Here is a 26,273-nt window from a genome sequence, read left to right as displayed (position 1 = left end):
CCGGCGGAGCGCGAGCGCGCCCACCGGTCGAGTGTCCGGCCCCGATGACGGGGCCGGACACACCCCTGCCCGGCCGTCGCCCCGCCTCCCGTGCGCACGGTCGGCGAACGGCACCGGGCGGACCGGCATCCGGCCCCGGCGGTGCCGCGCGGCGCGGCAGCCGTCCGCAGTGGTGCCGACCGGAGCGCTCAGCCCGCCGGATACGGCAGCAGTTGGGCGTCGACCCGTTCCCAGGCGGACCTCAGCTCCGCCAGCAGTTCCGGTCGGTCCGCGGCGCGGTCCGCCTGCTCGCGGACGTCGGACGCCAGGTCGTAGAGGTGGTCGCGGCCGGACGCGTCGCGGTAGTACTTCCAGCCGCCCCGCCGCAGTGCCCGGTTGCGCCGCACCCGCCAGAACAGGTCGCGCTCGGGCACCCGCTCCCCGCGCAGCAGGTACCCGGCGAGGCTGTGGCCGTCCAGCGGGTGGCCGGGGTCCGGCCGGGCGCCGCCCAGCTCCAGCAGCGTCGCCGTCCAGTCGGGCGAGTACACCGGCACCCGGCTGACCTGGCGGGGGTCCACCCGGGCCGGCCAGCGCAGCACCGTCGGCACCCGGATGCCGCCCTCCAGCAGCTCCGACTTGCCGCCGCTCAGCGGCCACTGGTAGGAGAACCGCTCACCGCCGTTGTCACTGGCGAAGACGACGACCGTGTTCTCCTCCTGGCCCGAGCGCCGCAGCGCGGCGAGGACCTCGCCCACCGAGGCGTCCAGGTTCTCCACCATCTCCCGGTACTTGTCCACGGAGCCGCCGTCGCGGTGCTGGAGGGCGCCCAGCACCTCGCCGGAACGGATCCGCCCGGCGATCTCCGCGCCCGTCTCCCCGTCCTCCTCGGTGAGCCAGGGCCAGTGCGGAGTGGTGAAGTTGAGGTTCAGCAGCCACGGCCGGTCGTGGCGCCGGCCGACGTACTCGACGGCCCGCTCCGTGAGCACCGTGGTGTAGTACCGCAGGTCCTGGTGGGTGGCGTCGCCCTCGTAGAGGTCGTACTCCCCGAGCTGGCCCAGCTTCGAGAAGTACTCCAGGGCGCCCCCGAAGTTGCCGAAGAACTCGTCCCAGCCCGAGCGGGTGGGGCTGTAGCGGGGCAGCCAGCCGCAGTGCCACTTGCCGATCAGCGCGGTGTCGTAGCCCGCCCTCTTCAGCAGTGAGGCCAGCGTGGGGTGGTCCGGGTCCAGCCCCTGGGCGCGGTTGCCGATGGGCTCGGCCAGTCCGCCGGGGGTGCGCCCCGGGAAGCGCCCGGTGTACAGGCTGAACCGGGTCGGGGAGCAGGTCGCGGACCCGGAGTAGGCGTCGGTGAACCGCACACCCCGGGCGGCGAGCCGGTCCAGGTGCGGGGTTCTGATGTGCGGCGCGCCGTACGAGGACAGATCGGCCCAGCCGAGGTCGTCACCGAGGATGAACAGGAAGTTGGGCCGGGAGCGGGGCCGTGGGGAGCCGGGGCGGGAGCGGAACGGACGCTCGACGGTGGGGGAGGGGGCGGCGGAGGCCGGCGCGGTGACACCGGCGGCGCTCGCCACCGCCCCGCCACCGACCAGACCACCGAAGGCACGACGGGATATTCCGGGCATGAGTGATCCTCGGGGGTGGGGGACGACGGGGAGGGCGGAGGACCCGGTGAGCCGGGCGGGCCGCCGCCGGGCGGCGACGGCCCCATGCCCAGGGACGCTCCCAGCCGCCCGGTGAGCCGGTCAAGAAGATCGCGATCCCGTTCACGAACCCGAAACGGCCCGACACACCGCCGAGCCGACGCCGTGACGGAGGGGCCGCGCGGCACGCCCCGCCGGGCACCACCCCCGCTTGGCACCGCCCCGCCCGGCTCCCGTCGAAAGGCGGGCCGCCGCTCAGTCCTCCGCCCCGGGCCCCGGGCCCCGGCGCTCCGGAAGCCGTCCGCCCCGCGAGGAACGCGAGCACCGGTCGCGCCCGCCGCCGCCGGCGACCGGGGGACGGTGCGGGCGTCCGCCGGGAGCGGCTCTCCGTGGGAGGGCGGGCCGCCGGGACGTCGCCGTGAGGAGGCGCGACCCGCCGGGCGGGCCGTACCCGCCCCGAGCAGGCGGCGCCACCCGTCCGGGCCGAGCCGGTCCGCGTCCGGCGTCACCGTCCCGGCCCGGTCGTCCTCGTTCCGCGCCTGACCTGCTCGAATCGATCTTGGAGAAGTCCCAAATACCGAGCTCACGGAGTTCAAACCATGAATCGCGAAAGATTTCCATGGGAAATCCCGCCGCCCGGATCGGGACTCGACCGAAAAATGTCCCCCGCCGACGCCCGTTCCGTCCGGCGCGCGGGAAGCGAGTTGGCCGGATTCCCGCTTACCGAACCGGCGTTGGGCCGACGGGATCGGACACCCGAACGAAAGGTCGTGCAGAGTTCAAACAGTTCATCGCCCCAGAGGGGTGATATCGCGTCACATCAACGACGTCAGAGGGCTGTTGGGCCACCGCGGCGCGGCCGTCCGTTCGTCCGCCATACCAGCACGAGCCCCTGGTATCCAGCCCTTCTCCCGCAATGTTTTGCCAGTACGCTGTCACCTGCCGTGCGAGAGCCAGTTCGACTTCCCGGGGTGTTGTCGGCACCGGGAGCGATTCCGGTGCACGGTCGACCACGTTTCTTCGTTACTGGGGGGTGACTTGTGGCGGAGGCTCACGCGATTCGATTCGACGTGCTGGGTCCGCTGGGAGTTCGGTCCGACGGAATCCCGGTGAATCCGGGCTCGGCCCGGCAGCGCGCGGTCCTGACGGCCCTTCTGCTGACGCCCGGACAGCCGGTCGCACCGGCACAGCTCAAAGAGGCCGTCTGGCCCCGGAACCCGCCCAACGACGTGATGGCGAACCTGCACAGCTACGTCTCCAACCTCCGGCGGATCCTGGAGCCCGGCCGTCAGCCGCGCAGCCGGGACACCATGCTGCGCCGCGAACCGGCCGGGTACGTGCTCGTGGTGGACCCGGAGGGCATCGACGCGGTCTGCTTCGAGCGGCAGTTGTACGAGGGGCGTCGGCAGCTGAAGTCGGGGGCCTACCGGCAGGCGGGCCTGACGCTGGCCGGCGCGCTGGCCCTGTGGCGCGGACCCGCGTTCCCCGAGGTGAGCGACTACGCGCTCGGTGCGCAGACGGCGTCGCGGTTCGAGGAGTTACGGCTGCTGGCCCTGGAGACCCTGTGGGAGGCCGAACTGGCCGAGGAGCGCGACTTCTCGGTGATCGCGGCCGAACTGCCGACGCTGACGATGCGGTTCCCGACCCGCGAGCGGTTCAGCTGGCTCCTGATGAAGGCCCTCTACCGGACCGGCCGGCGGGCCGAGGCGATCGAGGCCTACCACCGCACCCGCCGGGCGCTGGCCGAGGAGTACGGCGTCGACCCCGGCGCGGAGCTGCAGCAGTTGTTCGGCACGATCCTGCGCGGGGACCCGGTCGTCGGCCGGTGCTGAGGAACGGGCCCGCCCGGTACGGGGGCGGGGTCGTGGCCGGCCGGCGGCGCCGGTGACTCCCGGCCCCGCCGACCGGGGCGGGCCGGGCGGCGGCACCGCCCGGCCACCCGCGCCATCGGTGTCCCGCCCCCCGCTCTGCCCCGACGGGCGGGACCGTTCCGGGGCCGTCCGGCCGCTTCCGCGCCACCGGGGGCCGCGCGGCCGGCACCGGAGGGACACGAACGGCCCCGGCCGGACGCCGGCCCCCGGACCACGCCCACGGCACCGGCCGCCGGCCCTGCTCAGGCCCGCGCGGAGTGCACCACGTCCGCCAGCACCTTCGGCAGCTCCCCGGCCGCCTCCGCCGTCCGGGCCCGCCAGGCGACGTGCCCGTCGGGGCGGACCAGCACGCAGCCGTCGGCCTCGACCTCGCGCAGCCGCTCCCACTGCCCGTACGGGTCGCGCAGACCCTCGGTCGCGCCGATCACCCGCACGGTGACCTCGACGCCGGTGAGGCGGGCGGCCTCGCGCGCGGCGTCGTGCCAGGGGGCGCCGCCCCGGCCGGTGAGCAGGACGAAGCGGCCGCGACCGGTGACGTCCAGGGTGGAGCGGCGGTGGCCGCCGTCCTCCAGCCAGGCGTGCGGCACCCGGGCGCCTGGCCAGGTGGTGGGCCGGTAGTACAGCTCGGGGTCGCGCTCGGGTGCCGGCTCGGGGGTGCCGTCGTCGACCCGGGCGCCGCCGCGGTAGCGGTAGCCGATCTCCACACCGTGCGCGTTGGCCTGGTAGTTGATGCGGTCGGTGGCGGCGGCCAGCGCGGCACGCCGGGCATCGGCCTCCTCGCCGACGTCGCCGAGGGAGCGCAGCAGCTCCCACTGCTCGGCGGCGCTCTGCCCGGCGGTGTAGCCGAGCGCGGCGGGGATGCCGAGGAAGTCGAGCATGCTGCGCACCGCGCGGTCGACGACCTGGCCGCCGACCGGCTGCCGCTCCTCCTGGTAGGTGTCGAGCAGGCTCGGGGCGGCGGTGCCGTCCAGGACCAGCCCGAGCTTCCAGCAGAGGTTGAAGGAGTCGGCGATGGCCGTGTTGAGGCCGAGACCGTTGGTGGGCGGCATCTGGTGGACGGCGTCGCCCACGCAGAACACCCGGCCCGCACCGTAGCGCGGGGCGACCGTGGCGTTGACCTCCCAGGGGGAGACCCGCTTGACCGTGACGGGCACGACCGGGTCGCCGATGCTCTCCCGCAGGTGGGCGATGATCTCGGCGTGGTCCTCCGGGTCGAAGGAGTCGCCGTCCTTGTGGAACCGCAGATACATCCACTCGTTCCACGGGCGGACGTTGACGAACACCCGGCCGTCCTCGGGCGGGTTGCCGGGGACGGCGCCGATGTACAGGATGCCGGGGCGGTGGGCGCTGTAGCGGGAGAGATCGGCCTCGAACCAGATGGAGGCGACCTTGGCCAGGCCGGTGGCACCCTCGACGGTGAGCCCGAGCTGCTCCATGACCCGGCTGCGGGCGCCGTCCGCGCCGATCACGTAGTCGGCGCGCACGGTGTACCGCAGCCCGGACCGCCGGTCGGCGATCACCGCGGTGACGCCGTCCTCGTCCTGCTCCAGGCTCAGGAACTCGTGCCCGAAGCGCAGTTCGCCGACACCGGCCTCGCGGACCTGGTCCACGAGCAGCGGCTCCATCAGATGTTGCGGAAGGTTGCACATGACGCTGGGGCTGGCGGCCTGGTAGTCGCCGACCCGGTCCGGGCCGTTGCCGTAGGCGCCGAGACGGCTGACCTCGGGACCGGCGAACGTCGTCATGAAGACGAAGTCGGCGAGCAGTTCGCGGGGCGTGGCCCGGGCGAGCACGGCCCGCTCGGCACCGAGGTCGCGGAGGATCTCGCCGGTGCGCTGGTTGAGCAGGTGGGCGCGCGGGGTGTGCGCGGTGCCCGGGTACTTGCCGACCGCGAGGTGACGCACGCCGTAGCGGGAGAGCGCCAGCGAGGCGGTCAGGCCGGCGGGGCCGGCTCCGACGATCAGGACGGGGACGCGGACGTCGGGGGTGGCGCGGTCGTTCACGAGGAAGCCTTCCTTGCGTACCCGGCGTAGACCACCGAGGTGTCCTTGTGCTCGGTGAGCTGGAAGCGGCGGCCCAGCTCGCCGTAGGTGATCCCGCCCTTGGCGCGCAGCCGCATGTCGCGCAGGAGGTCCAGCTGCGGCCGGTTCGAGGCGAAGCCGATCAGGTCCTGGTTCTCCAGCCCGTGCCGGCGGAACACCGCGTGCAGTTCCTGGGGCTTGATGAAGGCCTTCCAGTCGTGCAGGTCCTTGGGCGCGAAGCTGACGGACTTCCAGTCCTGCGCCATCTTGATCATGGCGAGCTTGGAGCGGAAGGTCCGGTTGATGGTGTCGTAGAGGTAGTAGGAGCCGGGCTTCAGCACCCGGACCGCCTCGGAGACGGCCTTCTCCACCGAGGTGACGTGCTCCAGCGTGTCGCAGCAGTACACCAGGTCGAAGCCGGCGTCGTCGAAGGGCAGTTCCTCGGCGACGCCCTGCTGGTAGCCGATCTCCAGGCCGGACTCCTTCGCGTGCGCGGCCGCGGCCGCCAGTGAGGGCCCGGACGGGTCCATCCCGGTCACGTCGCAGCCCGCGCCGGCGAACAGCTCGGCCAGCAGACCGCCGCCGCAGCCGATGTCCAGCACCTTCAGGCCCTTGAGCTCCATCCCCAGGCGGGTGGTCAGCACCTTGCGGAAGTACGCGAACCGCGCCGGGGTGAACGCCTCCAGGGTGGCGAACGGCTGGTCGTCGTTCCACCAGGAAAGGTTGTTGTATACGTCGTTGTCGACAGCCACGGTCGGGTACCCCTCAGGAGAGCTTGATGGTCGGGCGGTAGAGGTCGAGCCAGACGGCCAGGTCGAGGACGCGCTCGAAGGCCTCCCGCTCGTCCCGGCTGACGGCCCCGGCCGCGCCGCGAGCGGCGCCGGTGAGTGCCGCGCGGTCGAAGAACTCGACCGCCTGGTGGCCGCCGGAGAGCAACTCACCGACCTGTCGCTGCAGTTCGGCAACGTAGCGCAGCTCCTGGGTGTTCGGGTAGAGCGCCTTCCGCCGCTCCAGCACCGAACGCGGCAGCACGTCGGCGACGGCGGCGCGCAGCAGGCTCTTCTCCCGGCCGTCGAAGGTCTTCATCGCCCACGGCGTGTTGAACACGTACTGCACCAGCCGGTGGTCGCAGATGGGCACCCGCACCTCCAGACCGACGGCCATGCTCATCCGGTCCTTGCGGTCCAGGAGCTGGCCCAGCAGGCTGGTCAGGTGCACGTAGCAGAACCGGCGCATCCGCTGCTCGTGCGGGGACTCGCCCGGCAGGACCGGGAGCCCGGCGACGGTGTCGGCGTAGCGCTGCGCCCAGTACCCGGGCACGTCCAGGGTGCGCAGCAGCAGCTCCGGGTCGATCAGCTTGGTGGGGTGGGACTTGGGGATGAGCCCGGCGGCGGTCACCCAGGGGAACATCTCGACCTCCTGGACGGCCGGGAGGTGGAACCACGGGTAGCCGCCGAAGACCTCGTCGGAGGACTCGCCCGACAGCGCGACCGTCGAGTGCTGCCGGACCGCCTTGAACAGCAGGTACAGCGAGTTGTCCGCCTCGCCGAAGCCGAACGGGAGGTCCCGCGCGGTCACTGTGGCCCGGCGCACCTCGGGGTTGGCCAGCTCCTGGTGGTCGAGCACGATGTCGTGGTGCTCGGTGCCGACGTGCTCGACGACGGCGCGGGCGAACGGCGCGTCCTGCGAACCGCGCCAGTCGTCCGGGCGGAAGGCCGCGGGCTGTTCGAAGTCGACGGTGAAGGTGCGGGTCCGCTCGCCCCGGTCGGCCATCTGCCGGCCGGCCAGCGCCGTGAGGGCGCTGGAGTCGAGACCGCCGGAGAGCAGCACGCACTGCGGGACGTCCGCGACCAGCTGCCGGGCGACGCTGTCCTCCAGCAGCTCACGGACGCGCCGCACGGTGGTCTCGGTGTCGTCGTGGTGCTCGTCGACCTCCAGCCGCCAGTACACGTGCTCGCGCAGTCCGGAGCGGTCGAAGGTCACCATGGTGCCCGGTTTGACCTCGTGCATGCCCGCCCAGACGGAGCGGCCGGGTTCCTTGACGAAGCCGAACAGCTCGCGGAAGCCGTCGGTGTCGACCACCGGCGGGACCGCCGGGTGTGCGAGCAGCGTCTTGGCCTCGGAGCCGAAGATCACGCCGTTCTCGGTGGGGTGGTAGTAGAGCGGCTTGATGCCGAGCCGGTCGCGCAGCAGCACCAGCCGGTCCACCCGGCCGTCCCACACGCCCATCGCGTACATGCCGTTGAGCCGGTCCGCGATCTCCAGGCCCCACTCCAGGTAGCCGCGCAGGACCACCTCGGTGTCGCTGGTGGTCCGGAACTCGTGGTTGCGGCGGCGCAGTTCGTCGCGCAGCTCGGTGAAGTTGTAGGCCTCGCCGCTGTACGTCAGCGCGACCGGGCCGTCCGGCGTCTCGACCACCATCGGCTGCAGGCCGGTCTCCAGGTCGATCACCGCGAGCCGGCGGTGCCCCAGGGCGGCGCCGCGCGACACCCAGGTGCCGCCGGAGTCCGGGCCGCGGCAGACCATGGTCTCGGTCATGGCCCGCAGGGCGGGCAGTTCACGTTCGAGGTCGAGCTGGAAGTCGATCCAGCCGGCGATCCCGCACATTCGCGTGTTCCTTCGGTCGGTCGGGAGAGGGGAGCAGGGGGCCGGATGCCCCCGAGGGGGTCAGCTCAGCGGGTCGCGCCGCCGCGCGGCCATGTAGGTGGGCAGGCCGTCGATGTGCGAGCGTCCGGTGGGTGCGAAGAAGAAGCGGTCCAGCGCGCCCCCCACGAAGGAGTACGGGCGGTTCAGCTCGGCCGCCCAGCGCCAGCTGAACCTGGAGCCGTCCCCGGACGGTTCGACGACGTAGTCCTCGACCAGATGGCGGAAGATCGGGCTGGTCCCCTCGACCGCGGTGAACGTCTTGCGGGTGCCCTCCTCCCAGCGGTAGAAGCGCTCGCGCAGGACGAGGCCGCTGTTCATCTCGATCTCGCGGGTGGTGCCGACGCCGAACGGGCGCGGTGAGGTCCAGGTCAGCTGCCGCATGCCCTTGGTCCAGCTCGACACGCCGTCCCCGACGAGGGCGGCCCAGGTCTCCTCGGCGGAGAACGGCACCTCGACGGAGCGGGCGTGGTACAGCGGGGCGGAGGCGAACAGTGAGTCGTCGGCCTCCTCGATCGGATACCAGCGGCGGGCCATGGGGACGGGTCCTTTCCCGGGACGTGCGGTCGGTGCGTGAGGGGGTGGGGGCGAGGGCTCTGCGGAACTACGGCTTGCGGCCCCGGAAGAGGGCGACGCTGCCGCGCGTCACCAGGTCGAAATCGTCGAAGTTCTGCTTGAGCTGGTCGCGCAGATCGGCCAGGTCGTCCTCGTCGTTGTGGAAGACGCCCTTCTGGTTGAGGTTCTTCATCAGCCAGCGGCCGGGGCCCGACACGGGCACTCCGGAGGACAGGACGGTGTGGCCGAACACGGTGCCGCCGGAGCGGACGGCGGTGGCCGCGTGCCGGATCGCCCGGCCCTTCTCGCGCAGGCTGCCGGGCACGCAGTGCAGCAGGAAGCTGAGCGAGGCGGAGTCGTGACTGGCCTCGGGGACCGGAAGCGGTTCCAGGCAGTTGGCGACGACCTTGGTGGTCCTGAGGTGGGCGAGCCGCTGCGCGGCGAAGTCGAGCGTGGTGGGGTTGAGGTCGGCCAGCGTGATCTCGGGGTTCGAGACGGGGAAGCGGGCCCGGTCCAGCAGGTAGCCGGTGCCGACGCCGATCTCCAGGTGCTTGGCGCCGAGGCAGGTGTTGTACATCTTCAGGAAGTCGCGCGGCGAGGCGCGCCAGAACAGCGGGGCGCTGCCGCGGAAGACGATGAAGTCGTAGAAGGCGAGGTTGCGGCTGTGGTACGGGGACTGCCCGTCGTCGACCGCCTGCTCCAGGGAGACGCCGGGGCGGTGGTCGTGGTCGGTGCTGGTCATCCTGCTCTTCTCCGGTTCGTTCGGGCTGCTGGTTCGGTTCGGGGCCCGCGGGTCACGCGGTCGGTGCGGTGAGCCGGCCGAGGACGGCCCGCATGGTCGCGGGGGCGTGCTCGCCGGTCAGGGTGAAGTGGTCGCCGGTGACCTCGGTCCCGGTGTGCGGGAGGGGCCAGTCCGCCCGCCACCCGGCGGCCGGGAAGCCGGGGAGCGGCCGGTCGGCCCGGAACAGCAGCGTGGGGGTGGCCAGGGGGTGCGGCCGCCAGTCCGCGAACAGACGGCCGTAGCCGCCCATCGCGGTCAGGCAGGCGTCGTCCCAGGCGGTCCGGTCGTCCGTCAGATGGCCGGCGATCCGCTCCTGGACACGGGGCAGGACCTCGCTCCCGGGCCGGTAGCTGTCCAGCAGGACCAGCGCGTCCGGTGCGGTGCCCCGCTTCTCCAGCCGCTCGGCGACGGCGTGCGCGATCCAGCCGCCCGCCGAGTGCCCCAGCAGGACGAACGCCGCTCCCGCGGCGAGGCGTTCGACGTCCTCGGTGTGCAGGTCCACCAGCGCGTCGAGGTCGGCGGGCAGCCGCTCACCGGCGGTGAATCCGGGCGCGGGCAGTGCCCACAGCTCGTGCCGCCCCCGCACCTCCGCGGCCAGCCGGGCGTACTGCTGGGCGCCCGAGCGGGTGGCGAAGGACGGGAAGCAGAAGAAGCGCTGCGCGGCCGGTCCCCGGGCGAGCCGCACGGGTGCGGGGCGCTCGCCGGGAGCGGGCGGGGTGTCGAAGGTGTCCCGGAACCGGGCCGCCGCCGCGAGGAGTTCGCCGAACTCGGCGAACCGGCCCTCGGCGGCGGCGCGCGGGGCCAGCGCGGTCAGCAGGCCGCCACCGGCCGCGGCGGCGTCCGCCCCGGCGGGAGCGGCGTCCAGCCCGTCCCGCAGCCGGGCGGCGAGCGCGTCCAGGGTGGGGTGGTCGAAGACGGCCGTGGCCGGCAGGGACAGACCGGTGGCGGCCCCCAGCGCGGCGCTCAGCTCGGTGGCGGCGAGCGAGTCGAGGCCCAGCTCCGGCAGGGGGAGACCCGACTCGACCTCCTCGACCGACGCGTGGCCGAGCGCGGCGGCCACCTGGGCGGCCACCAGATCCCGCAGCAGCGCGTGCCGTTCGGCCGCTTCGAGGCCCGCGAGCCGTTCCCGCAGCGGCTGCGACGGAGCGGCTCCGACGGGCTCGGCCGGCTCGCTCGGCGCGGCGGACGCGGCGGACGCGGCGAGGACCGGCGCCGCGCCGACGGCCGCCCCGGCGACGGCCTCGGGCCAGAACCGGCGGCGCTGGAAGGCGTAGGTGGGCAGGGCGAGGGGCTCCGCCGCGACGCCGGCGAACACCGCCGCCCAGCCGACCGGAACCCCGTGCACATGGGCGCGGGCGAGCGCGGTGAGCGCGCTCTCCGCCTCCGGCCGACCGGACCGCAGGAGCGGCACCGCCACCGGCGCGGCGGTCTCCGGCCGGTCCGCCGACGCGTCCCGGACCAGCGCCGACAGGACACCGGACGGCCCGAGTTCGAGGAAGGCCGTCACCCCGTCCCCGGCCATCGCGCGCACCCCGTCGTGGAAGCGCACCGTCTCCCGGATGTGCCGCACCCAGTACTCGGGGGTGCACACCTCCTCCGTCACCGCTGGCCCGCCGGTCAGGTTGGAGAGCAGCCGGATCCGCGGCGGCCGGTACTCCAACTCCCGGGCCACCCTCAGGAACTCGTCCAGCACACCGTCCATCAGGGGCGAGTGGAAGGCCCTGGTGACGCGCAGCCGCTTGGTGCGGCGGCCCTGCGCGGCGAGCCGCGCCGCCACCTCCTCCACGGCCTCGGCCTCCCCGGAGACGACCGTCGCCCGGGGCCCGTTGACGGCGGCCAGAGCGAGCACGCCCTCCCGGCCCGCCAGCAGCGGCAGCACCTCCGCCTCGGCCGCCTCCACCGCCGTCATCGCGCCGCCCTCCGGCGACGCCTGCATCAGCCGGCCGCGCGCCGAGACCAGTCGGCAGGCGTCGTCCAGCGACAGCACCCCGGCCGCGCAGGCCGCCGTCAGCTCGCCGATCGAGTGGCCGCCGACCCAGTCCGGGGTGACACCCCAGGACTCCAGCAGCCGGAAGGACGCCAGGCCGACGGCGAACAGCCCGGCCTGGGTGTACTCCGTCCGGTCCAGCGACGCGGCCGCCGGGGTGCCCTCCTCGGCGAACAGCACCTCGCGCAGCGCGGGGCGGCCCGGGGCCGCCAGGTGCTCGTCCAGCCCGTCGCACACCTCGTCCAGGGCGCGCGCGAACACCGGGAACGCCTCGTGCAGACCGCGGCCCATGCCCGGTCGCTGGCTGCCCTGGCCGGGGAACAGGAATCCGACCCGGCCGCCGCCGACCGCGGTGCCGCGCACCAGACCCGGTGCCGGCGTACCCGCCGCGAGAGCCTCCAGTCCGGCGCGCAGTTCGTCCAGGTCGCGGCCGAGCAGTACGGCGCGGTGCGGCAGGGCGGCCCGGGTCAGCGCCAGGGAGCGGCCGACGGCGGCCGGGTCCAGCGGGTGCGGCTCGGCCGGGGACGGCGCCGTGGCATCGCCCCGGGTCCCCGGCCGGGCCAGGTGCGCCGCCAGCCGCTCGGCCTGGGCCCGCAGCGCGGCCTCGCCCCGGGCCGACACCGGCCAGGGAACCAGCGGCAGCGGTGCCCGCTCGGCCGGGGCCGGCGCGGGCCGGGGCGCCGAAGCGGGCGCCTGCTCCAGCACGACGTGCGCGTTGGTGCCGCTGATGCCGAAGGCGGACACGCCCGCGCGCCGCGGACCGTCGTGCTCCGGCCAGGCGACCGGCTCGGTGAGCAGCGCGAGGCCACCGCCGGACCAGTCCACGTGCGGGGTCGGCTCGTCGGTGTGCAGGGTGGGCGGCAGCACGCCGTGCCGCATCGCCTGCACCATCTTGATCACCCCGGCCATGCCCGCGGCGGCCGCCGTGTGGCCGATGTTGGACTTGATCGAGCCGAGCCACAGCGGGCGCCCCTCCGGCCGGTCCCGGCCGTACGTCGCGAGCAGCGCCTCGGCCTCGATCGGGTCGCCGAGCGGGGTGCCGGTGCCGTGCGCCTCCACCGCGTCCACGTCACCCGGGGCGAGCCGGGCGTTGGCGAGCGCCTGGCGGATCACCCGTTGCTGGGCGGGGCCGTTGGGGGCGGACAGGCCGTTGCTGGCACCGTCCTGGTTGGTGGCCGAGCCGCGCACCACGGCGAGCACCGGGTGCCCGTTGCGGCGCGCGTCGGAGAGCCGCTCCAGCAGCAGCACGCCGGTGCCCTCGCCCCAGGCGGTGCCGTCCGCTCCCGCGGCGAACGGCTTGCAGCGCCCGTCCGGGGCGAGGCCGCGCTGGCGGCTGAAGTCGATGAACGCGTGCGGCGTGGTCAGCAGGGTGACGGCGCCGGCGATCGCCAGGGTGCTCTCGCCGGAGCGCAGCGACTGGCAGGCCAGGTGCATCGCGACCAGGGAGGACGAGCACGCGGTGTCGACGGTGACGGCCGGGCCCTCCAGCCCGAAGGTGTAGGCGAGCCGGCCGGAGATGACACTGGCCGCGTTGCCGGTCAGCATGTAGCCCTCGCCGCCGGTGCCCTGGGTGAGCAGCGGGTAGTCCTGGCCGCTGGAACCGGCGAACACACCGGTGCGGGAGCCGCGCAGGGTGGTCGGGTCGATCCCGGCGTTCTCGACGGCCTCCCAGGTCGTCTCCAGCAGCAGCCGCTGCTGCGGGTCCATGGCCAGGGCCTCGCGCGGCCCGATGCCGAAGAAGGCGGCGTCGAAGCGGTCGGCGTCGTGCAGGAACCCGCCCTCGCGCACATAGCTGCGGCCGGGGCGGTCCGGGTCGGGATCGTAGACGCCGTCCAGGTCCCAGCCGCGGTTCCCGGGGAACGGGGTGACGGCGTCGCGGCCCTCCGCGACCAGCCGCCACAGGTCGTCCGGCCCCGCGACCTCGCCGGGATAGCGGCAGGCCATCGAGACGATCGCGATCGGCTCGTCGCTGTCGGCGGCGGCCCGTACCGGGGCGGCGCGGTCCTCGCCCGGGGCGCCGGCGAGCTCGGCGAGCAGGTATCCGGCCAGCCCCTCGGGAGTGGGGTGGTCGAAGGCGATGGCGGCCGGCAGCCGCAGGCCGGTGGCCGCCATCAGCCGGTTGCGCAGTTCCACGGCGGTGAGCGAGACGAAGCCCAGATCGCGGAAGGGGCGGCCGGGGACGACCGGGTCGTCCAGGCCGAGCACGGCGGTGATGTGCTCGGTCACCAGATCGAGCAGCAGCCGTTCCCGGTCGGGCCGGGCGAGGGCCGCGAGCCGCGCGCGCAGTCCGGACCCCGGGGTACCGCTCTCGCTCTCGTCCGGCTCGGCGGCGGACACACCCGGGTGCGGGGCCACGTCAGGGAGGGTCTCGACCCAGTAGCGGCGCCGTTGGAAGGGGTAGGTGGGGAGGTCGGGGTGGGTGCCGGCGGGGAGGAGCGGTGTCCAGTCGACGGGTGTGCCGTGGGTGTGGAGGTGGGCGGCGGAGGTGAGGAGGCGGGTCCAGCCGCCTTCGCCGCGGCGCAGGGTGCCGGTCACGGTGACCGTCTCGTTGCCGGTGCCCTCGGCGCTGTCCAACGTCTCCTCGATGGCGGGGGTGAGGACGGGGTGGGGGCTGGTTTCGATGAAGGTGTGGTGGCCGTCTGTTTGTGCGGCGTGGGTGGCGTCGGTGAAGCGGACGGTGTGGCGGAGGTTGGTGTACCAGTAGTCGGCGTCGAGTCGGGTGGTGTCGAGGCGGGTGCCGGTGACGGTGGAGTAGAAGGGGATGTCGGTGGGGCGTGGGGTGATGCCTGCGAGGGCTTTTGCGAGGTGTTTCTGGATGGTTTCGACGTGGTGTGTGTGGGAGGCGTAGTCGACGTCGATGCGGCGGGCGCGGAGTCCGGTGGTGTCGCAGTGGGTGAGGAGTTCGTCGAGGGCGTCGGGGTCGCCTGCGATGACGGTGGAGTTGGGTCCGTTGATGGCGGCGACCGAGATGCGGCCTTGCCACGGGGTGAGGAGTTGTTGGGTTTGTGTTGGGGGGAGGGCGAGGGAGGCCATGGCGCCTTGTCCGGCGAGGTGGTGGCGGATGGCCTGGCTGCGGAGGGCGGCGATGCGGGCGCCGTCGTGGAGGGTGAGGGCTCCGGCGACGGTGGCGGCGGCGATTTCGCCCTGGGAGTGTCCGATGACGGCGGCGGGCTGGATGCCGAGGGATTTCCAGAGTTCGGCGAGGGAGACCATCATGGCGAAGAGCGCGGGTTGGACGATGTCGACGCGGGTGAGGTCGCCGTTGCCGCGCAGGACGTCGGTGAGGTCCCAGTCGATGTGGGGCGCCAGTGCTGCCTGGCAGTCGGCTATGGACCGGGCGAAGACGTCGCTGGTGTCGAGGAGTTCGGTGCCCATGCCGAGCCATTGGGAGCCCTGGCCGGGGAAGACGAAGACGGGGCGGTCGGAGCTGCCGGTTCCGGTGACGAGTCCGGGCGCGCTGGTGCCGTCGGCGAGGGCGGTGAGGCCGGTGAGCAGTTCTTCGCGGTTGTGGCCGAGGACGACGGCGCGCTGTTCCAGCGAGGCCCGGCCGGTGAGCAGGGTGTGCCCGACCGCCCGCGGATCTGCGTCGGGGTTCTCCCGCAGATAGGCCGACAACTGCCCGGCCCGGGCCCGCAGGGCGCGCTCACCGTGCGCGGAGAGCACCCACGGCACCACGGTGGACGGCGAGTCGGTCCCGTCCGTTCCCCGGTCGCCGTCCGTCCCCTGCGAGCCGTCCGCCGCCCGCGCGCCGTCCGCCGCCCGCGCGCCGTCCGCCGCCCGCGCGCCGTCCGGTGTCCGTTCTCCGTCGGCCGCCTGTTCCAGGACCACGTGCGCGTTGGTGCCGCTCGCGCCGAAGGCCGAGACCGCCGCCCGGCGCGGACGCCCGTCCACCTCGGGCCACTCCCGCTCCTCGGTGAGCAGCGCGACGGCGCCCGAGTCCCAGTCGACGTGCGGTGTCGGCTCGTCCACGTGCAGGGTGCGCGGGAGCACCCCGTTCCGCATCGCGAGCACCATCTTGATCACTCCGGCGACCCCGGCCGCCGCCTGGGTGTGGCCGATGTTGGACTTGACCGAGCCGAGCCAGAGCGGCCGCTCGGCGGGCCGGTCCTGCCCGTAGGTGGCCAGCAGCGCCTGCGCCTCGATCGGGTCGCCCAGCGTGGTGCCCGTCCCGTGCGCCTCCACGGCGTCGACGTCGCCCGTCGCCAGCCGGGCGTTGTCCAGTGCCTGGCGGATGACGCGCTGTTGCGAGGGGCCGTTGGGCGCGGTGAGTCCGTTGCTCGCGCCGTCCTGGTTGACGGCGGAGCCGCGCACCACCGCCAGCACGGGATGGCCCAGGCGCTCCGCGTCCGAGAGCCGTTCCAGCAGCAGTACGCCGACGCCCTCGCCCCATCCCGTCCCGTCCGCGGCGGCGGAGAAGGCCTTGCAGCGGCCGTCCGGGGAGAGTCCGCGCTGACGGCTGAACTCGACGAACATGCCGGGTGAGGCCATCACCGCGGCGCCGCCCGCGAGCGCCATCGTGGACTCGCCCCGGCGCAGCGACTGGACGGCCAGGTGCAGCGAGACCAGCGAGGAGGAGCAGGCCGTGTCGACGGTGATCGCCGGGCCCTCCAGCCCGAAGGTGTAGGACAGCCGGCCGGAGATGACGCTGGCCGCGCCGCCCGCCAGCAGGTACCCCTCCAGGCTCTCGGTGGCGCGCTGGGCGAGTGCCGCGTAGTCCTGCTGGCCGGTGCCCATGAACACGCCGGTGCGGGAGCCGCGCAGGGTGGCCGGGTCGATGCCGGCCCGCTCGAAGGCCTCCCAGGTGGACTCCAGCAGCAGCCGCTGCTGCGGGTCCATGGCCAGCGCCTCGCGCGGGCTGATGCCGAAGAACCCGGCGTCGAAGCGCTTGACGGCGTCCAGGAAGCCGCCCTCACGGGCGTACGTGTGCCCGACCCGGTCCGGGTCCGGGTCGTACAGGCCCTCGACGTCCCAGCCGCGGTCGGCCGGGAAGCCGGTGACCGCGTCGGTGCCGTCCGCGACCAGTCGCCAGAGGGCTTCGGGGGAGTCGACGCCGCCGGGGTACCGGCAGGCCATGCCGACGATCGCGATCGGCTCGCCCTCGACGGACTCCCGCTCCTGGAGACGCCTGCGCGTCTCCTGCAGATCGGCGGTCACCCGCTTGAGGAAGTAGCGGAGTTTTTCCTCGGTCTCGTTCGCCACGGTGGTGCAAACCCTTCAGGAGGACTGGACGGTGGGACAGGCGGACGGCTGGTCAGGAGATGCCGAGCTCGTTGGTGATGAAGTCGAACACCTCGTCGTCGTCGGCCGACTCCAGCTCCAGCGCGCTCTCCGCCGCTTCGCCCTCGCCGGTGGCGCGCTGGTCGCTCCAGCGGGCGGCCAGGGCACGCAGCCGGGCGCCGATCCGGGCCCGGTCGGGGTGGTCGGCGGCGAGCCGGTCGAGGCCGGACTCCAGGCGGTCCAGGTCGTCCAGCACCGGGGCGGCCGCCGGCGCGCCCTCGCGGGGGAGCGCGCCGTCCAGGTATCGGGCCAGCTCGGCGGCGGTCGGGTAGTCGAAGACCAGCGTGGCGGGCAGCCGCAGGCCGCTGGCGTCGGTCAGCCGGTTGCGCAGCTCGACGGCGGTCAGGGAGTCGAAGCCCAGGTCGTCGAAGGTGCGCTCGGCGCCGACCGCCGCCGCGTCGGCGTGGCCGAGCACGACCGCGATCTGGGCCCTGACCAGATCCAGCAGGGCGCGGTCGCGCTCCGGCCCGGCCAGCCCGGCGAGCCGGAGCCGCAGGTCCTCGGCCGCCCCGGCCTCCCGGGTGCGGGCGGGGCCGGCCAGTCCGTGCAGCAGCGGCGGAAGGCCGGGGCCGGCGCTGCGCAGGACCGCCGGGTCGAGCCGTACGGGCAGCGGGGCGGGCTCGCCGCCGGTCAGCGCCGCGTCGAACAGGGCCAGGCCCTCCGCCTCGGTGAGCGGGAGGACCCCGGCGCGCCGCATCCGGCCCAGCGTCGCCCCGTCGAGCGCCCCGGCCATGCCGCCACGCTGCTCCCACGGCCCCCAGGCCAGCGAGAGCGCGGGCCGGCCCTGAGCGCTGAGGTGCCGGGCGAGGGCGTCCAGGAAGGCGTTGGCCGCCGAGTAGGCGCCCTGCCCGGCGCCGCCGAGGGTGGCCGTCGCCGAGGAGAACAGGACGAAGGCGGCCCCGGTGTCCCGGGTCAGCTCGTGCAGGTGCCAGGCGGCGTCGGCCTTCGGGCGCAGCGCGGCGTCGAAGTGCGACGGGTCGAGAGCGGCGAGGGCGCCGTCCGCCGTCACTCCGGCCGCGTGGACGACGGCGGTGAGCGGGTGCTCGTCGGGGACGGCGGCCAGTACCTCGGCGAGGGCGTCGCGGTCGGCGGTGTCGCAGGCGGTGATGGTGACCTCGGCGCCGAGCGCGGTGAGCGCGTCGCGCAGTTCTCCGGCGCCGGTGGCCTCCGGACCGCGGCGGCCGAGCAGGAGCAGGTGGCGGGCGCCGTGTTCGGTGACCAGATGACGGGCGACCAGACCGCCCAGCATGCCGGTGCCACCCGTGACCAGGACGGTGCCCCCGGGATCGAGGGCCATGGGCGCGACGGGATCGGCGGACCGGGCCCGGACCAGCCGGGGCGTGAGCACGGCCCCGGCCCGCTGGGCGAGCTGCGGCTCCCCGGTGACGGCCGCCGTGCGCAGGGCGTCGGCGGGGTCGGCGCCGGCCGGGTCGAGGTCGAGCAGCACGAACCGGCCCGGGTGCTCGGCCTGGGCGGCACGGACCAGGCCCCACAGCGGTGCCTGGACGAGGTCCGGCACGTCCCGGTCGGCACCGGCGGCGACCGCGCCCCGGGTCACCACGACCAGACGGGAGGCGGCGAACCGCTCGTCCCCCGCCCAGGCGGCCAGGAAGGCGGCGGTGCGGTGCAGCGCGGCGCGCACGGCGCCGGGCAGGCCGCCGTCGCCCGGCTCCCCGGGCAGCAGGAAGACGGCGTCGGGCGCCCCGGCGGCGGCGAGCGCGGCCAGGTCCGGGTGGCGCTCGGCGGCGATGTCCGCGCCCAGTGCGCCGTCGCCGATGACGGCCCAGCGGCCGACGCCGCCCGTGACCGGCTCCGCCGGCGTCCAGTCGACGCGGAACAGCGCGTCGCCGGCCCCGGCCCGGGAGGCCGCCCGCAGTTGCCCGACCGAGACCGGCCGGGCCCGCAGCGAGGCCACCGAGGCGACCGGCGCGCCGGTCGCCTCGGCCACGTCCAGGGACATCGCGTCCGGACCGGCGGGGGCGAGGCGGACCCGCAGCGCGGTCGCGCCGGTCCGGTGCAGACGCACGCCGTTCCAGGCGAACGGCAGCAGCACCCGCTCGCCGGTGGTGCCGACCAGGCCGGTGTGCAGCGCCGCGTCCAGCACCGCCGGGTGCACGCCGTAGCCGGTGTCGCGGGCCTGCTCGGGTGCGGTGACCTCGCCGAACAGTTCCTCGCCGCGCCGCCACATCGCCCGCAGCCCCTGGAACGACGGACCATAGGCGAAGCCCGCGTGGGCGACGGCCTCGTAGAAGTCGTCGACGGACACCCGCTCGGCGCCCTCGGGCGGCCAGACGCCGTCCGCCCGCCAGCCGGGTCCGCCGGTTCCGGCGACGCCGAGGACGCCGCCCGCGTGCCGGGTCCACGGCCGCGGCCCGGCTGCCTCCGGGGACGCGTCGCCGTCGTCCGGTCGGGAGTGGACGGCGATCGGCCGTCGGCCGGTGCCGTCGTCGGCACCGACCACCAGCTGGATCTGGTGGGCGCGGTCGCCGGTGAGGACCAGCGGCGCCTCCTGGTCCAGCTCCTCTACGACCGCGCAGCCGGTCAGCCGGGCGGCGTGCAGCGCCAGGTCCAGGTAGGCGGTGCCGGGCACCACGACGGAGCCGAGCACCACGTGGTCGGCCAGCCAGCGGTGCGAGCGGACGGACAGCCGCCCGGTGAGGATCAGCCCGCCGCCCTCGGCCGGGGTGACGACCGCGCCGAGCAGCGGGTGCCCGGCGGGCGCGACGCCCAGACCGGCGGGCTCGGCCGGGGCGGCCCGGGTGGCGTCCAGCCAGTGCCGCTCGCCCTGGAACGGATAGGTCGGCAGGTCCAGCCGCCGGGCGTCCGGAGTGCCGAGGACGGCCGACCAGTCCACCGGGACACCGCGCGCGTGCGCCCCGGCGAGGGCGGTCAGCGCGGTCTCCGGCCCCGGGCGGCCCTTGCGCAGCAGGGGCAGGGCGGCGATCGCCGCGGCCCGCTCGCCGGCGGCGTTCTGCGCCAGCGCGGACAGCACGCCGTCCGGGCCCAGCTCCAGGAACGTGGTGACGCCCTGGCCGAGCAGGTGGCGCACCCCGTCGTGGAAGCGCACCGCCTCCCGGACGTGGCGCACCCAGTACTCGGGCGTACGGACCGCGGCCCCGTCCACCGGCAGCCCGGTGAGGTCGGACACCAGCGGGATCAGCGGCTCCCGCAAATCCAGGCCGGACAGCACCTCGTGGAACGCGTCGAGCATGCCCTCCATCCGCGGGGAGTGGAAGGCATGGCTGACGGTGAGCCGCTTGGTGCGCCGGCCCTCGGCGCGCAGCCGCTCCGCCAGCTCGGTGACCGCCGCCTCGTCGCCGGAGACCACCACCGCGCGGGGGCCGTTGACGGCGGCGACGCTCGCGAGCGCCTCCTTCCCGGCCAGCAGGGCGGCGACCTCCGCCTCCTCCGCCTCGACGGCCACCATGGCGCCGCCGACGGGCAGTTCCTGCATCAGCCGGCCGCGCGCGGCGACCGCCGTGACGGCGTCCTCCAGCGAGAACACCCCGGCGACGTGCGCGGCGGCCAGTTCGCCGATGGAGTGGCCGAGCAGGAAGTCGGGCCGCAGCCCCCAGGACTCGGCCAGCCGGTACAGCGCCACCTCCAGCGCGAACAGCGCGGCCTGCGTGAACGCCGTCCCGTCCAGCCGGGCCCTGTCCGCGCCGTCCCCGGCGAGCAGCACCTCGCGCACCGGCAGACCGGTGCGCTCCGTCAGCAGGGCGCAGACCCGGTCCAGCTCGGCGGCGAACACCGGGAAGCGGGCGTACGCTTCACGGCCCGCGCCGGGCCGCTGGGAGCCCTGGCCGGTGAACAGGAAGGCGAGCTTTCCGGGGCGGGTCGCGTCGGCGCGCACCACCTGCGGGGCGGCCGTCCCGGTGCGCAGCGCGTCCAGCCCGGCGAGCAGGGCGGCGCGGTCGTGGCCGAGGACCACGGCCCGGTGGTCGAGGTCGGCCCGGGCGGTGACGAGCGTGTGGGCGACGTCCGCCGGGCTCCAGCCGGGGTGTGCGGCGACGGCGGCGGCGAGCCGGTCGGCCTGGGCGGCCAGCGCCCGCGGGGTGCGGGCGGACAGCGGCCACGGGGTGAGGGCGGGCGCCCCGGCGGGCGCTTCCCGCGGTTCCCCGGGGGTGGTGGCCTGCTCCAGGATGACGTGGGCGTTGGTGCCGCTGATCCCGAACGAGGACACGGCCGCCCGCCGGGGCCGGTCGACACCCGGCCAGGCCCGCCGCTCGGTGGTCACCTCGACGCCGCCGTGCCCCCAGTCGACCTGCGGCGTCGGCTCGTCCACGTGCAGCGTCGCGGGCAGCTCGCCGTGGCGCATCGCCAGCACCATCTTGATCACCCCGGCGACACCGGCGGCGAGCTGGGTGTGGCCGATGTTGGACTTCACCGAGCCGAGCTGCAAAGGACGTTCGGCGGGCCGCTCCTTCCCGTACGTGGCGAGCAGCGCCTGTGCCTCGATCGGGTCGCCGAGCCGGGTGCCGGTGCCGTGCGCCTCCACGGCGTCGACCTGGTCGGGCGTCAGCCGGGCGTCGGCCAGGGCCTGCCGGATCACCCGCTGCTGGGCCGGGCCGCTGGGCGCCGTCAGGCCGTTGGAGGCGCCGTCCTGGTTGACGGCCGAGCCGCGCACCACCGCGAGCACCGGGTGCCCGTTGGCCCGAGCGTCGGAGAGCCGCTCGACCAGCAGCACGCCGACGCCCTCGCCCCAGGCGGTGCCGTCCGCCGCCCCGGCGAAGGCCTTGATCCGGCCGTCCGGGGCGAGCCCGCGCTGACGGCTGAACTCGATGAACATGTGCGGCGCCGCCATCACGGCCGCACCGCCGACCAGCGCCATGGTGCACTCGCCGTCGCGCAGCGCCCGGCCCGCCAGGTGCAGGGCCACCAGCGAGGAGGAGCACGCGGTGTCCACGGTGACCGCCGGGCCCTCCAGGCCGAAGGCGTACGAGAGCCGCCCGGAGGCGACGCTGACGGTGGTGCCGGTCAGCAGATAGCCCTCGGCGCCCTCGGCGGTGTGCGGCCCGGCGCCGTAGCCGAGCGGGGACACGCCGACGAACACGCCGGTACGGCTCCCGCGCACCGAGGACGGGTCGATGCCGGCCCGCTCGAACACCTCCCAGGAGGTCTCCAGCAGCAGCCGCTGCTGCGGGTCCATCGCCACCGCCTCGCGCGGGCTGATGCCGAAGAACGCGGCGTCGAAGCGCTCCGCGTCCCGCACGAAGCAGCCGTGCCGGACATAGCTCCTGCCCGCGCGGTCCGGGTCCGGGTCGTACAACTCCTCGGTGTCCCAGCCGCGTTCGGCCGGGAACTCGGCGACGGCGTCCCGGCCGTCGGCCAGCAGCCGCCAGAAGTCCTCCGGGGAGCGCACGTCCCCGGGGAAGCGGCAGGCCATGCCGACGATCGCGATCGGCTCGTGCCGGGCCTCGGTCAGCCGGCGGTTCTGCTGCTCCAGCCGCCGGGTCTCCTTGACCGAGGCCCGCAGCGCCTCCAGCACCTTGTCCTGTGATGCAGCCATCGTTGGTCTCCGCGCTCTCAGAAGTCAGTGGTGCCGAGGTCGTCGTGATCGCCGGTGCCGAGCGCCAGGCCGATCAGGTCGTCGGCGCCCATGCCGTCGATCTCGGCCAGCTCGTCCTCCTCGGCCCGGCCGTCCCCGCCCGGTGCCGCGGGGCCGTCCGGTCCCGGTCCGTCGGCCAGGGCGAGCACCGCGTCCAGCAGTCCGGCCGCGCGCAGCCGGGACGGCGGGACGGCGGCCAGCCGCCGGGCCAGCTCGGCGTCCGCCACCGGATCGGCGTCCGTCGACTCCGCCCGGGCGGGCGCCAGTTCGGCGAGCAGGAACCGGGCCAGCGCCTCGGGTGTCGGGTGGTCGAAGACCAGCGTGGCGGGCAGCCGGAGCCCGGTGGCCTGGCTCACCCGGTTCCGCAGTTCGACGGCGGTCAGCGAGTCGAAGCCGAGCTGTTTGAACGCTCGGGAGGGCTGGATCGCGTCGTCGCCCGCATGGCCGAGCACGACGGCGGCATGGCCGCACACCAGGTCGAGCAGCACCCGCGCCCGGCCGGTTTCGGGCAGCCCGGCCAGCCGGGCGGCCAGCGCCGGACTCCCGCCGTCACCCCCGGCCGCCGCCGCGACGGCCCGCCGGGCGGTGCCGCCGACCAGCCGCCGCAGCAGCGGCGGCACCGGACCGGCGGCGAACCCGGCGCGGGCCGCCGCGATGTCCAGCTTCATCGCCACCAGTTGTGCCCGGTCGGCCCGCAGCGCCGCACTGAACAGGGCCAGGCCCTCGGCGTCGCCGAGCGCGCCGATCCCGGAGCGGCGCATCCTGGTGAGCTGGGCCGCGTCCAGGTGGCCGGTCATCGCGCTGGCCTGCTCCCACAGGCCCCAGGCGATGGCGAGACCGCCCGCGCCCTCGGCCCGGCGCCGCTGGGCGAGCGCGTCGAGGAAGGCGTTGGCCGCCGCGTAGTTGCCCTGGCCGGGCCCGCCGAGCACGGCGGCGGAGGAGGAGAACAGGACGAAGGCGGCGAGGTCGGCGCTCCGGGTCAGCTCGTGCAGATTCCAGGCGGCGTCCACCTTCGGACGCAGTACGGATGCGAGCCGGTCCGGGGTGAGCGAGGCGATCAACGTGTCGTCCAGGACGCCGGCCGCGTGGACGACGGCGGTGAGCGGGTGCTCGGCGGGGACGGCGGCCAGTACCTCGGCGAGGGCGTCGCGGTCGGCGGTGTCGCAGGCGGTGATGGTGACCTCGGCGCCGAGCGCGGTGAGCGCGTCGCGCAGTTCTCCGGCGCCGGTGGCCTCCGGACCGCGGCGGCCGAGCAGGAGCAGGTGGCGGGCGCCGTGTTCGGTGACCAGATGACGGGCGACCAGACCGCCCAGCATGCCGGTGCCACCGGTGATCAGCACGGTGCCGTCCGGGTCCGGCGCGGTCGGCATGGTGAGCACCACCTTGCCGGTGTGCCGCGCCTGGCCCATGAACCGGAACGCGTCCCGTGCGCGCCGCACGTCCCAGGTGGCGGCGGGCAGCGGCCGCAGTACGCCCCGCTCGAACAACGGCATCAGCTCGCCCATCATCCGGCCGATGCGCTCGTAGCCCGCCTCGATCAGGTCGAACCAGAGGTAGCGGGTGCCGGGGTGGTCGGCGGCGACCCGGTCCGCGTCCCGGATGTCGGTCTTGCCCATCTCGACGAACCTGCCGCCCTCGGGGAGCAGCCGCAGCGAGGCGTCGACGAACTCGTTGGCGAGCGAGTTCAGCACCACGTCCACGCCCCGGCCGCCGGTGGTCTCGCGGACCCGCTGCTCGAAGTCGAGGCTGCGGGAGGAGGCGATGCGGTCCTCGGGGACGCCGAGCGCCCGCAGCGTCTCCCACTTGGCGGGGCTGGCCGTGGTGTACACCTCGGCCCCCAGATGCCGGGCGAGCTGGGTGGCGGCCATGCCGACGCCGCCGGTGGCCGAGTGGATCAGCACCGACTCACCGGGGGAGAGCCGGGCGAGGTCGACCAGGCCGTAGTAGGCGGTGAGGAAGGCGATCGGCACGGTGGCGCCGTCGGTGAAGCTCCAGCCCGCGGGCAGCGGGACGAGCAGCCGGTGATCGACCACGGCGACCGGGCCGAACGAGCCGGGCACCATGCCCATCACCCGGTCGCCGGGGGCGAAGCCGGTGACGTCCGGGGCGACCTCGAGCACCAGGCCCGCGGCCTCACCGCCCATCACGTCCTGGTCGACCATGCCGAGGCCGAGCAGCACGTCGCGGAAGTTCATGCCCGCGGCGCGCACGGCGACGCGCACCCGGCCGGGGGCGAGCGGCGCCCCGGCGTCGGGGTGGGGCAGCAGGGCGATGTTCTCCAGGGTGCCCTTGCCGGTGGTGTCCAGGCGCCAGTGCCCGGCATCGGCCGGCGGGAGCAGCAACTCCTCCGAGGCGGACCGGACCAGCCGGGGTGCCAGCAACCGGCCCCCACGCAAGGCCAGTTGCTCCTCCCCGGTGGCGAGCGCGGCGGTCACCGCGGCCCGCGAGGCCGGGTGGTCGTCCACGTCGAGGAGGACGAACCGGCCCGGGTGCTCGGTCTGGGCGGAGCGCAGCAGCCCCCACAGCGGGGCCTGGACGAGGTCGCGCACGCCCTCGCCCTCGGCGGCACCGACCGCGCCCCGGGTGAGCAGCACCAGCCGGGCGGCGGCGAACCGCTCGTCGGCCAGCCACTGCTGGAGAAGCGTCAGCACCCCCTCCAGGGCGGAGCGGACGGCGGCCGGGGCGGGCTGCTCCGCGTCGGCGACGGCCGGTACCAGGACGGCGTCCGGGACGGCCGCGCCGCGCTCCACGGCCTCGGCGAGCGCGGCCAGGTCCGGGTGGGAGGGGAAGGGCAGCGCGGCGTCGCCGCCGAGCAGCACCGGGGTGATGGCCGGGTCCGGGCCGGAGGCCGGCAGTTCGGTCCACTCCACCGTCAGCAGCGGATCCGCGTGCTCGGCGCGGGCGGCCCGCAACTGCTCCTCGGCGACCGGACGGCTGAACAGCGACGCCACCTCGGCCACCGGGGCACCGGCGCCGTCGGCGATCCGGACGCAGACGCCCTCCGCGCCCTCCGGGGCCAGCCGCACCCGCACGGCGGTGGCGCCCGTGGCGTGCAGGGTCACCCGGTCGAAGGAGAACGGCAACCGGACCGGGCCGGGTCCGGCGGCGGCCGCGGCCGCGTGCAGAGCGGCGTCCAGCAGGGCCGGGTGCACCCCGAACCGGGCCGCGTCCTCGTGGAGTTCGCTCGGCAGCCGGACCTCGGCGAACAGCTCCTCGCCGCGCTTCCAGAGCAGGGTCAGGCCCTGGAACGCGGGACCGTAGCCGAGGCCGTCCCCGGCGAGGCGGGGGTACAGGTCCTCGATGTCCATCCGCTCCGCACCGGGTGGCGGCCAAGCGGCGAGATCCCAGCCGGGCCGCTCGGCGCCGGTGGCCAGCAGGCCGTCCGCGTGTCTGGTCCAGGGCCGTTCGGCGTCGGGGCGGGAGTGGACCGTGAGCGGGCGCCGGCCCTCGCCGTCCGGGGCGCCGACGCGGAGCTGCACCTGGACGGAGCCGTCCTCGGGCAGCAGCAGCGGCGCCTGGAGGGTGAGTTCGTCGAGGACGTCGCAGCCGGCCTGGTCCCCGGCATGCAGGGCGAGTTCGACGAGTGCGGTGCCGGGGAGGAGGACGATGTCGCGGACGGCGTGGTCGGTGAGCCAGGGGTGGGTGGTGGTGGAGAGGTGTCCGGTGAGGAGGAGTTCGTCGTCGGGCAGGGGCAGTGCGGCGGAGAGCAGGGGGTGGTGCGCGGTGTCGAGGCCGGCGGCGCGGGGGTCTCCTGCGGGGGATGGGGTGAGCCAGTAGCGCTGTCGTTGGAAGGGGTAGGTGGGGAGGTCGAGGGTGCGGCCGGTGGGGTCGAGGCCGGGCCAGGTGACGGTGGCGCCGTGGGCGTGTGTTTCGGCGAGTGAGGTGAGGAGGCGGGTCCAGCCGCCTTCGCCGCGGCGCAGGGTGCCGGTGACCAGGGCGTCCGGGTGTCCGGGGTCTCTGGTGCTGTCGAGGGT

General features: G+C 75.1%; 9 protein-coding genes and 1 pseudogene. 1 reads left to right on the top strand and 9 read right to left on the bottom strand.

All coding sequences use genetic code 11. The features are described from left to right. Positions 1 to 188 precede the first annotated feature (188 nt). Positions 189 to 1,598 (bottom strand): sulfatase family protein, encoded by a 1,410-nt coding sequence (locus ACZ7LB_RS19965; RefSeq protein WP_471469828.1) that lies wholly within the window; start codon positions 1,596 to 1,598, stop codon positions 189 to 191. Positions 1,599 to 2,725: 1,127 nt separating this feature from the next. On the opposite strand from ACZ7LB_RS19965, the gene ACZ7LB_RS19960 reads away from it, so the two are divergent. Further along, positions 2,726 to 3,448: an AfsR/SARP family transcriptional regulator gene (locus tag ACZ7LB_RS19960; protein WP_471469827.1), complete on the top strand. Its 723-nt coding sequence runs from the start codon at positions 2,726 to 2,728 to the stop codon at positions 3,446 to 3,448. A gap of 281 nt (positions 3,449 to 3,729) precedes the next feature. Here the strand turns inward: ACZ7LB_RS19960 and ACZ7LB_RS19955 are convergent, their stop codons facing one another. The 8 genes and pseudogenes from ACZ7LB_RS19955 to ACZ7LB_RS19920 form a co-directional block, all read right to left on the bottom strand. Then, the gene (locus ACZ7LB_RS19955; RefSeq protein ID WP_471469825.1) at positions 3,730 to 5,490 is read right to left on the bottom strand and encodes an FAD-dependent monooxygenase; all 1,761 of its coding nucleotides are present in this window, start codon (positions 5,488 to 5,490) and stop codon (positions 3,730 to 3,732) included. Beyond that, the gene (ubiG, locus tag ACZ7LB_RS19950) at positions 5,487 to 6,260 is read right to left on the bottom strand and encodes a bifunctional 2-polyprenyl-6-hydroxyphenol methylase/3-demethylubiquinol 3-O-methyltransferase UbiG (RefSeq protein WP_471469823.1); all 774 of its coding nucleotides are present in this window, start codon (positions 6,258 to 6,260) and stop codon (positions 5,487 to 5,489) included. The genes ACZ7LB_RS19955 and ubiG overlap by 4 nt, the downstream gene beginning before the upstream one ends. A gap of 13 nt (positions 6,261 to 6,273) precedes the next feature. Beyond that, positions 6,274 to 8,115, bottom strand: coding sequence for an asparagine synthase (glutamine-hydrolyzing) (asnB, locus tag ACZ7LB_RS19945; protein ID WP_471469821.1), 1,842 nt, complete (start codon positions 8,113 to 8,115; stop codon positions 6,274 to 6,276). Between the two features lie 60 nt (positions 8,116 to 8,175). Further along, a complete protein-coding gene (locus ACZ7LB_RS19940; RefSeq protein WP_471469819.1) occupies positions 8,176 to 8,688 on the bottom strand; it encodes an SRPBCC family protein in 513 nt (170 codons plus the stop codon). Positions 8,689 to 8,755: 67 nt separating this feature from the next. Further along, positions 8,756 to 9,448, bottom strand: coding sequence for a class I SAM-dependent methyltransferase (locus tag ACZ7LB_RS19935; RefSeq protein ID WP_471469817.1), 693 nt, complete (start codon positions 9,446 to 9,448; stop codon positions 8,756 to 8,758). A gap of 52 nt (positions 9,449 to 9,500) precedes the next feature. Beyond that, entirely contained in the window at positions 9,501 to 16,673 is a 7,173-nt protein-coding gene (locus ACZ7LB_RS19930) for a type I polyketide synthase (protein ID WP_471469815.1), read from the bottom strand. Between the two features lie 52 nt (positions 16,674 to 16,725). Continuing rightward, a complete protein-coding gene (locus tag ACZ7LB_RS19925; RefSeq protein WP_471470111.1) occupies positions 16,726 to 22,239 on the bottom strand; it encodes a type I polyketide synthase in 5,514 nt (1,837 codons plus the stop codon). Between the two features lie 38 nt (positions 22,240 to 22,277). Next, positions 22,278 to 26,111 (bottom strand): annotated as a pseudogene (locus ACZ7LB_RS19920) (SDR family NAD(P)-dependent oxidoreductase); the annotation flags it as partial. Positions 26,112 to 26,273 lie beyond the last annotated feature (162 nt).

The sequence above is a fragment of the Streptomyces sp. NPDC107521 genome, from assembly GCF_055598485.1.
The sequence above is the reverse complement of the archived record's forward strand: the minus strand, read 5'-3'. Positions and strand labels throughout refer to the sequence as shown.

Bases quoted from the DNA above. Each gene is read 5' to 3' on its own strand.
- ACZ7LB_RS19965 (WP_471469828.1), bottom strand. From the start codon at position 1,598: ATGCCCGGAATATCCCGTCGTGCCTTCGGTGGTCTGGTCGGTGGCGGG.
- asnB (WP_471469821.1), bottom strand. From the start codon at position 8,115: ATGTGCGGGATCGCCGGCTGGATCGACTTCCAGCTCGACCTCGAACGT.
- ACZ7LB_RS19940 (WP_471469819.1), bottom strand. From the start codon at position 8,688: ATGGCCCGCCGCTGGTATCCGATCGAGGAGGCCGACGACTCACTGTTC.
- ACZ7LB_RS19935 (WP_471469817.1), bottom strand. From the start codon at position 9,448: ATGACCAGCACCGACCACGACCACCGCCCCGGCGTCTCCCTGGAGCAG.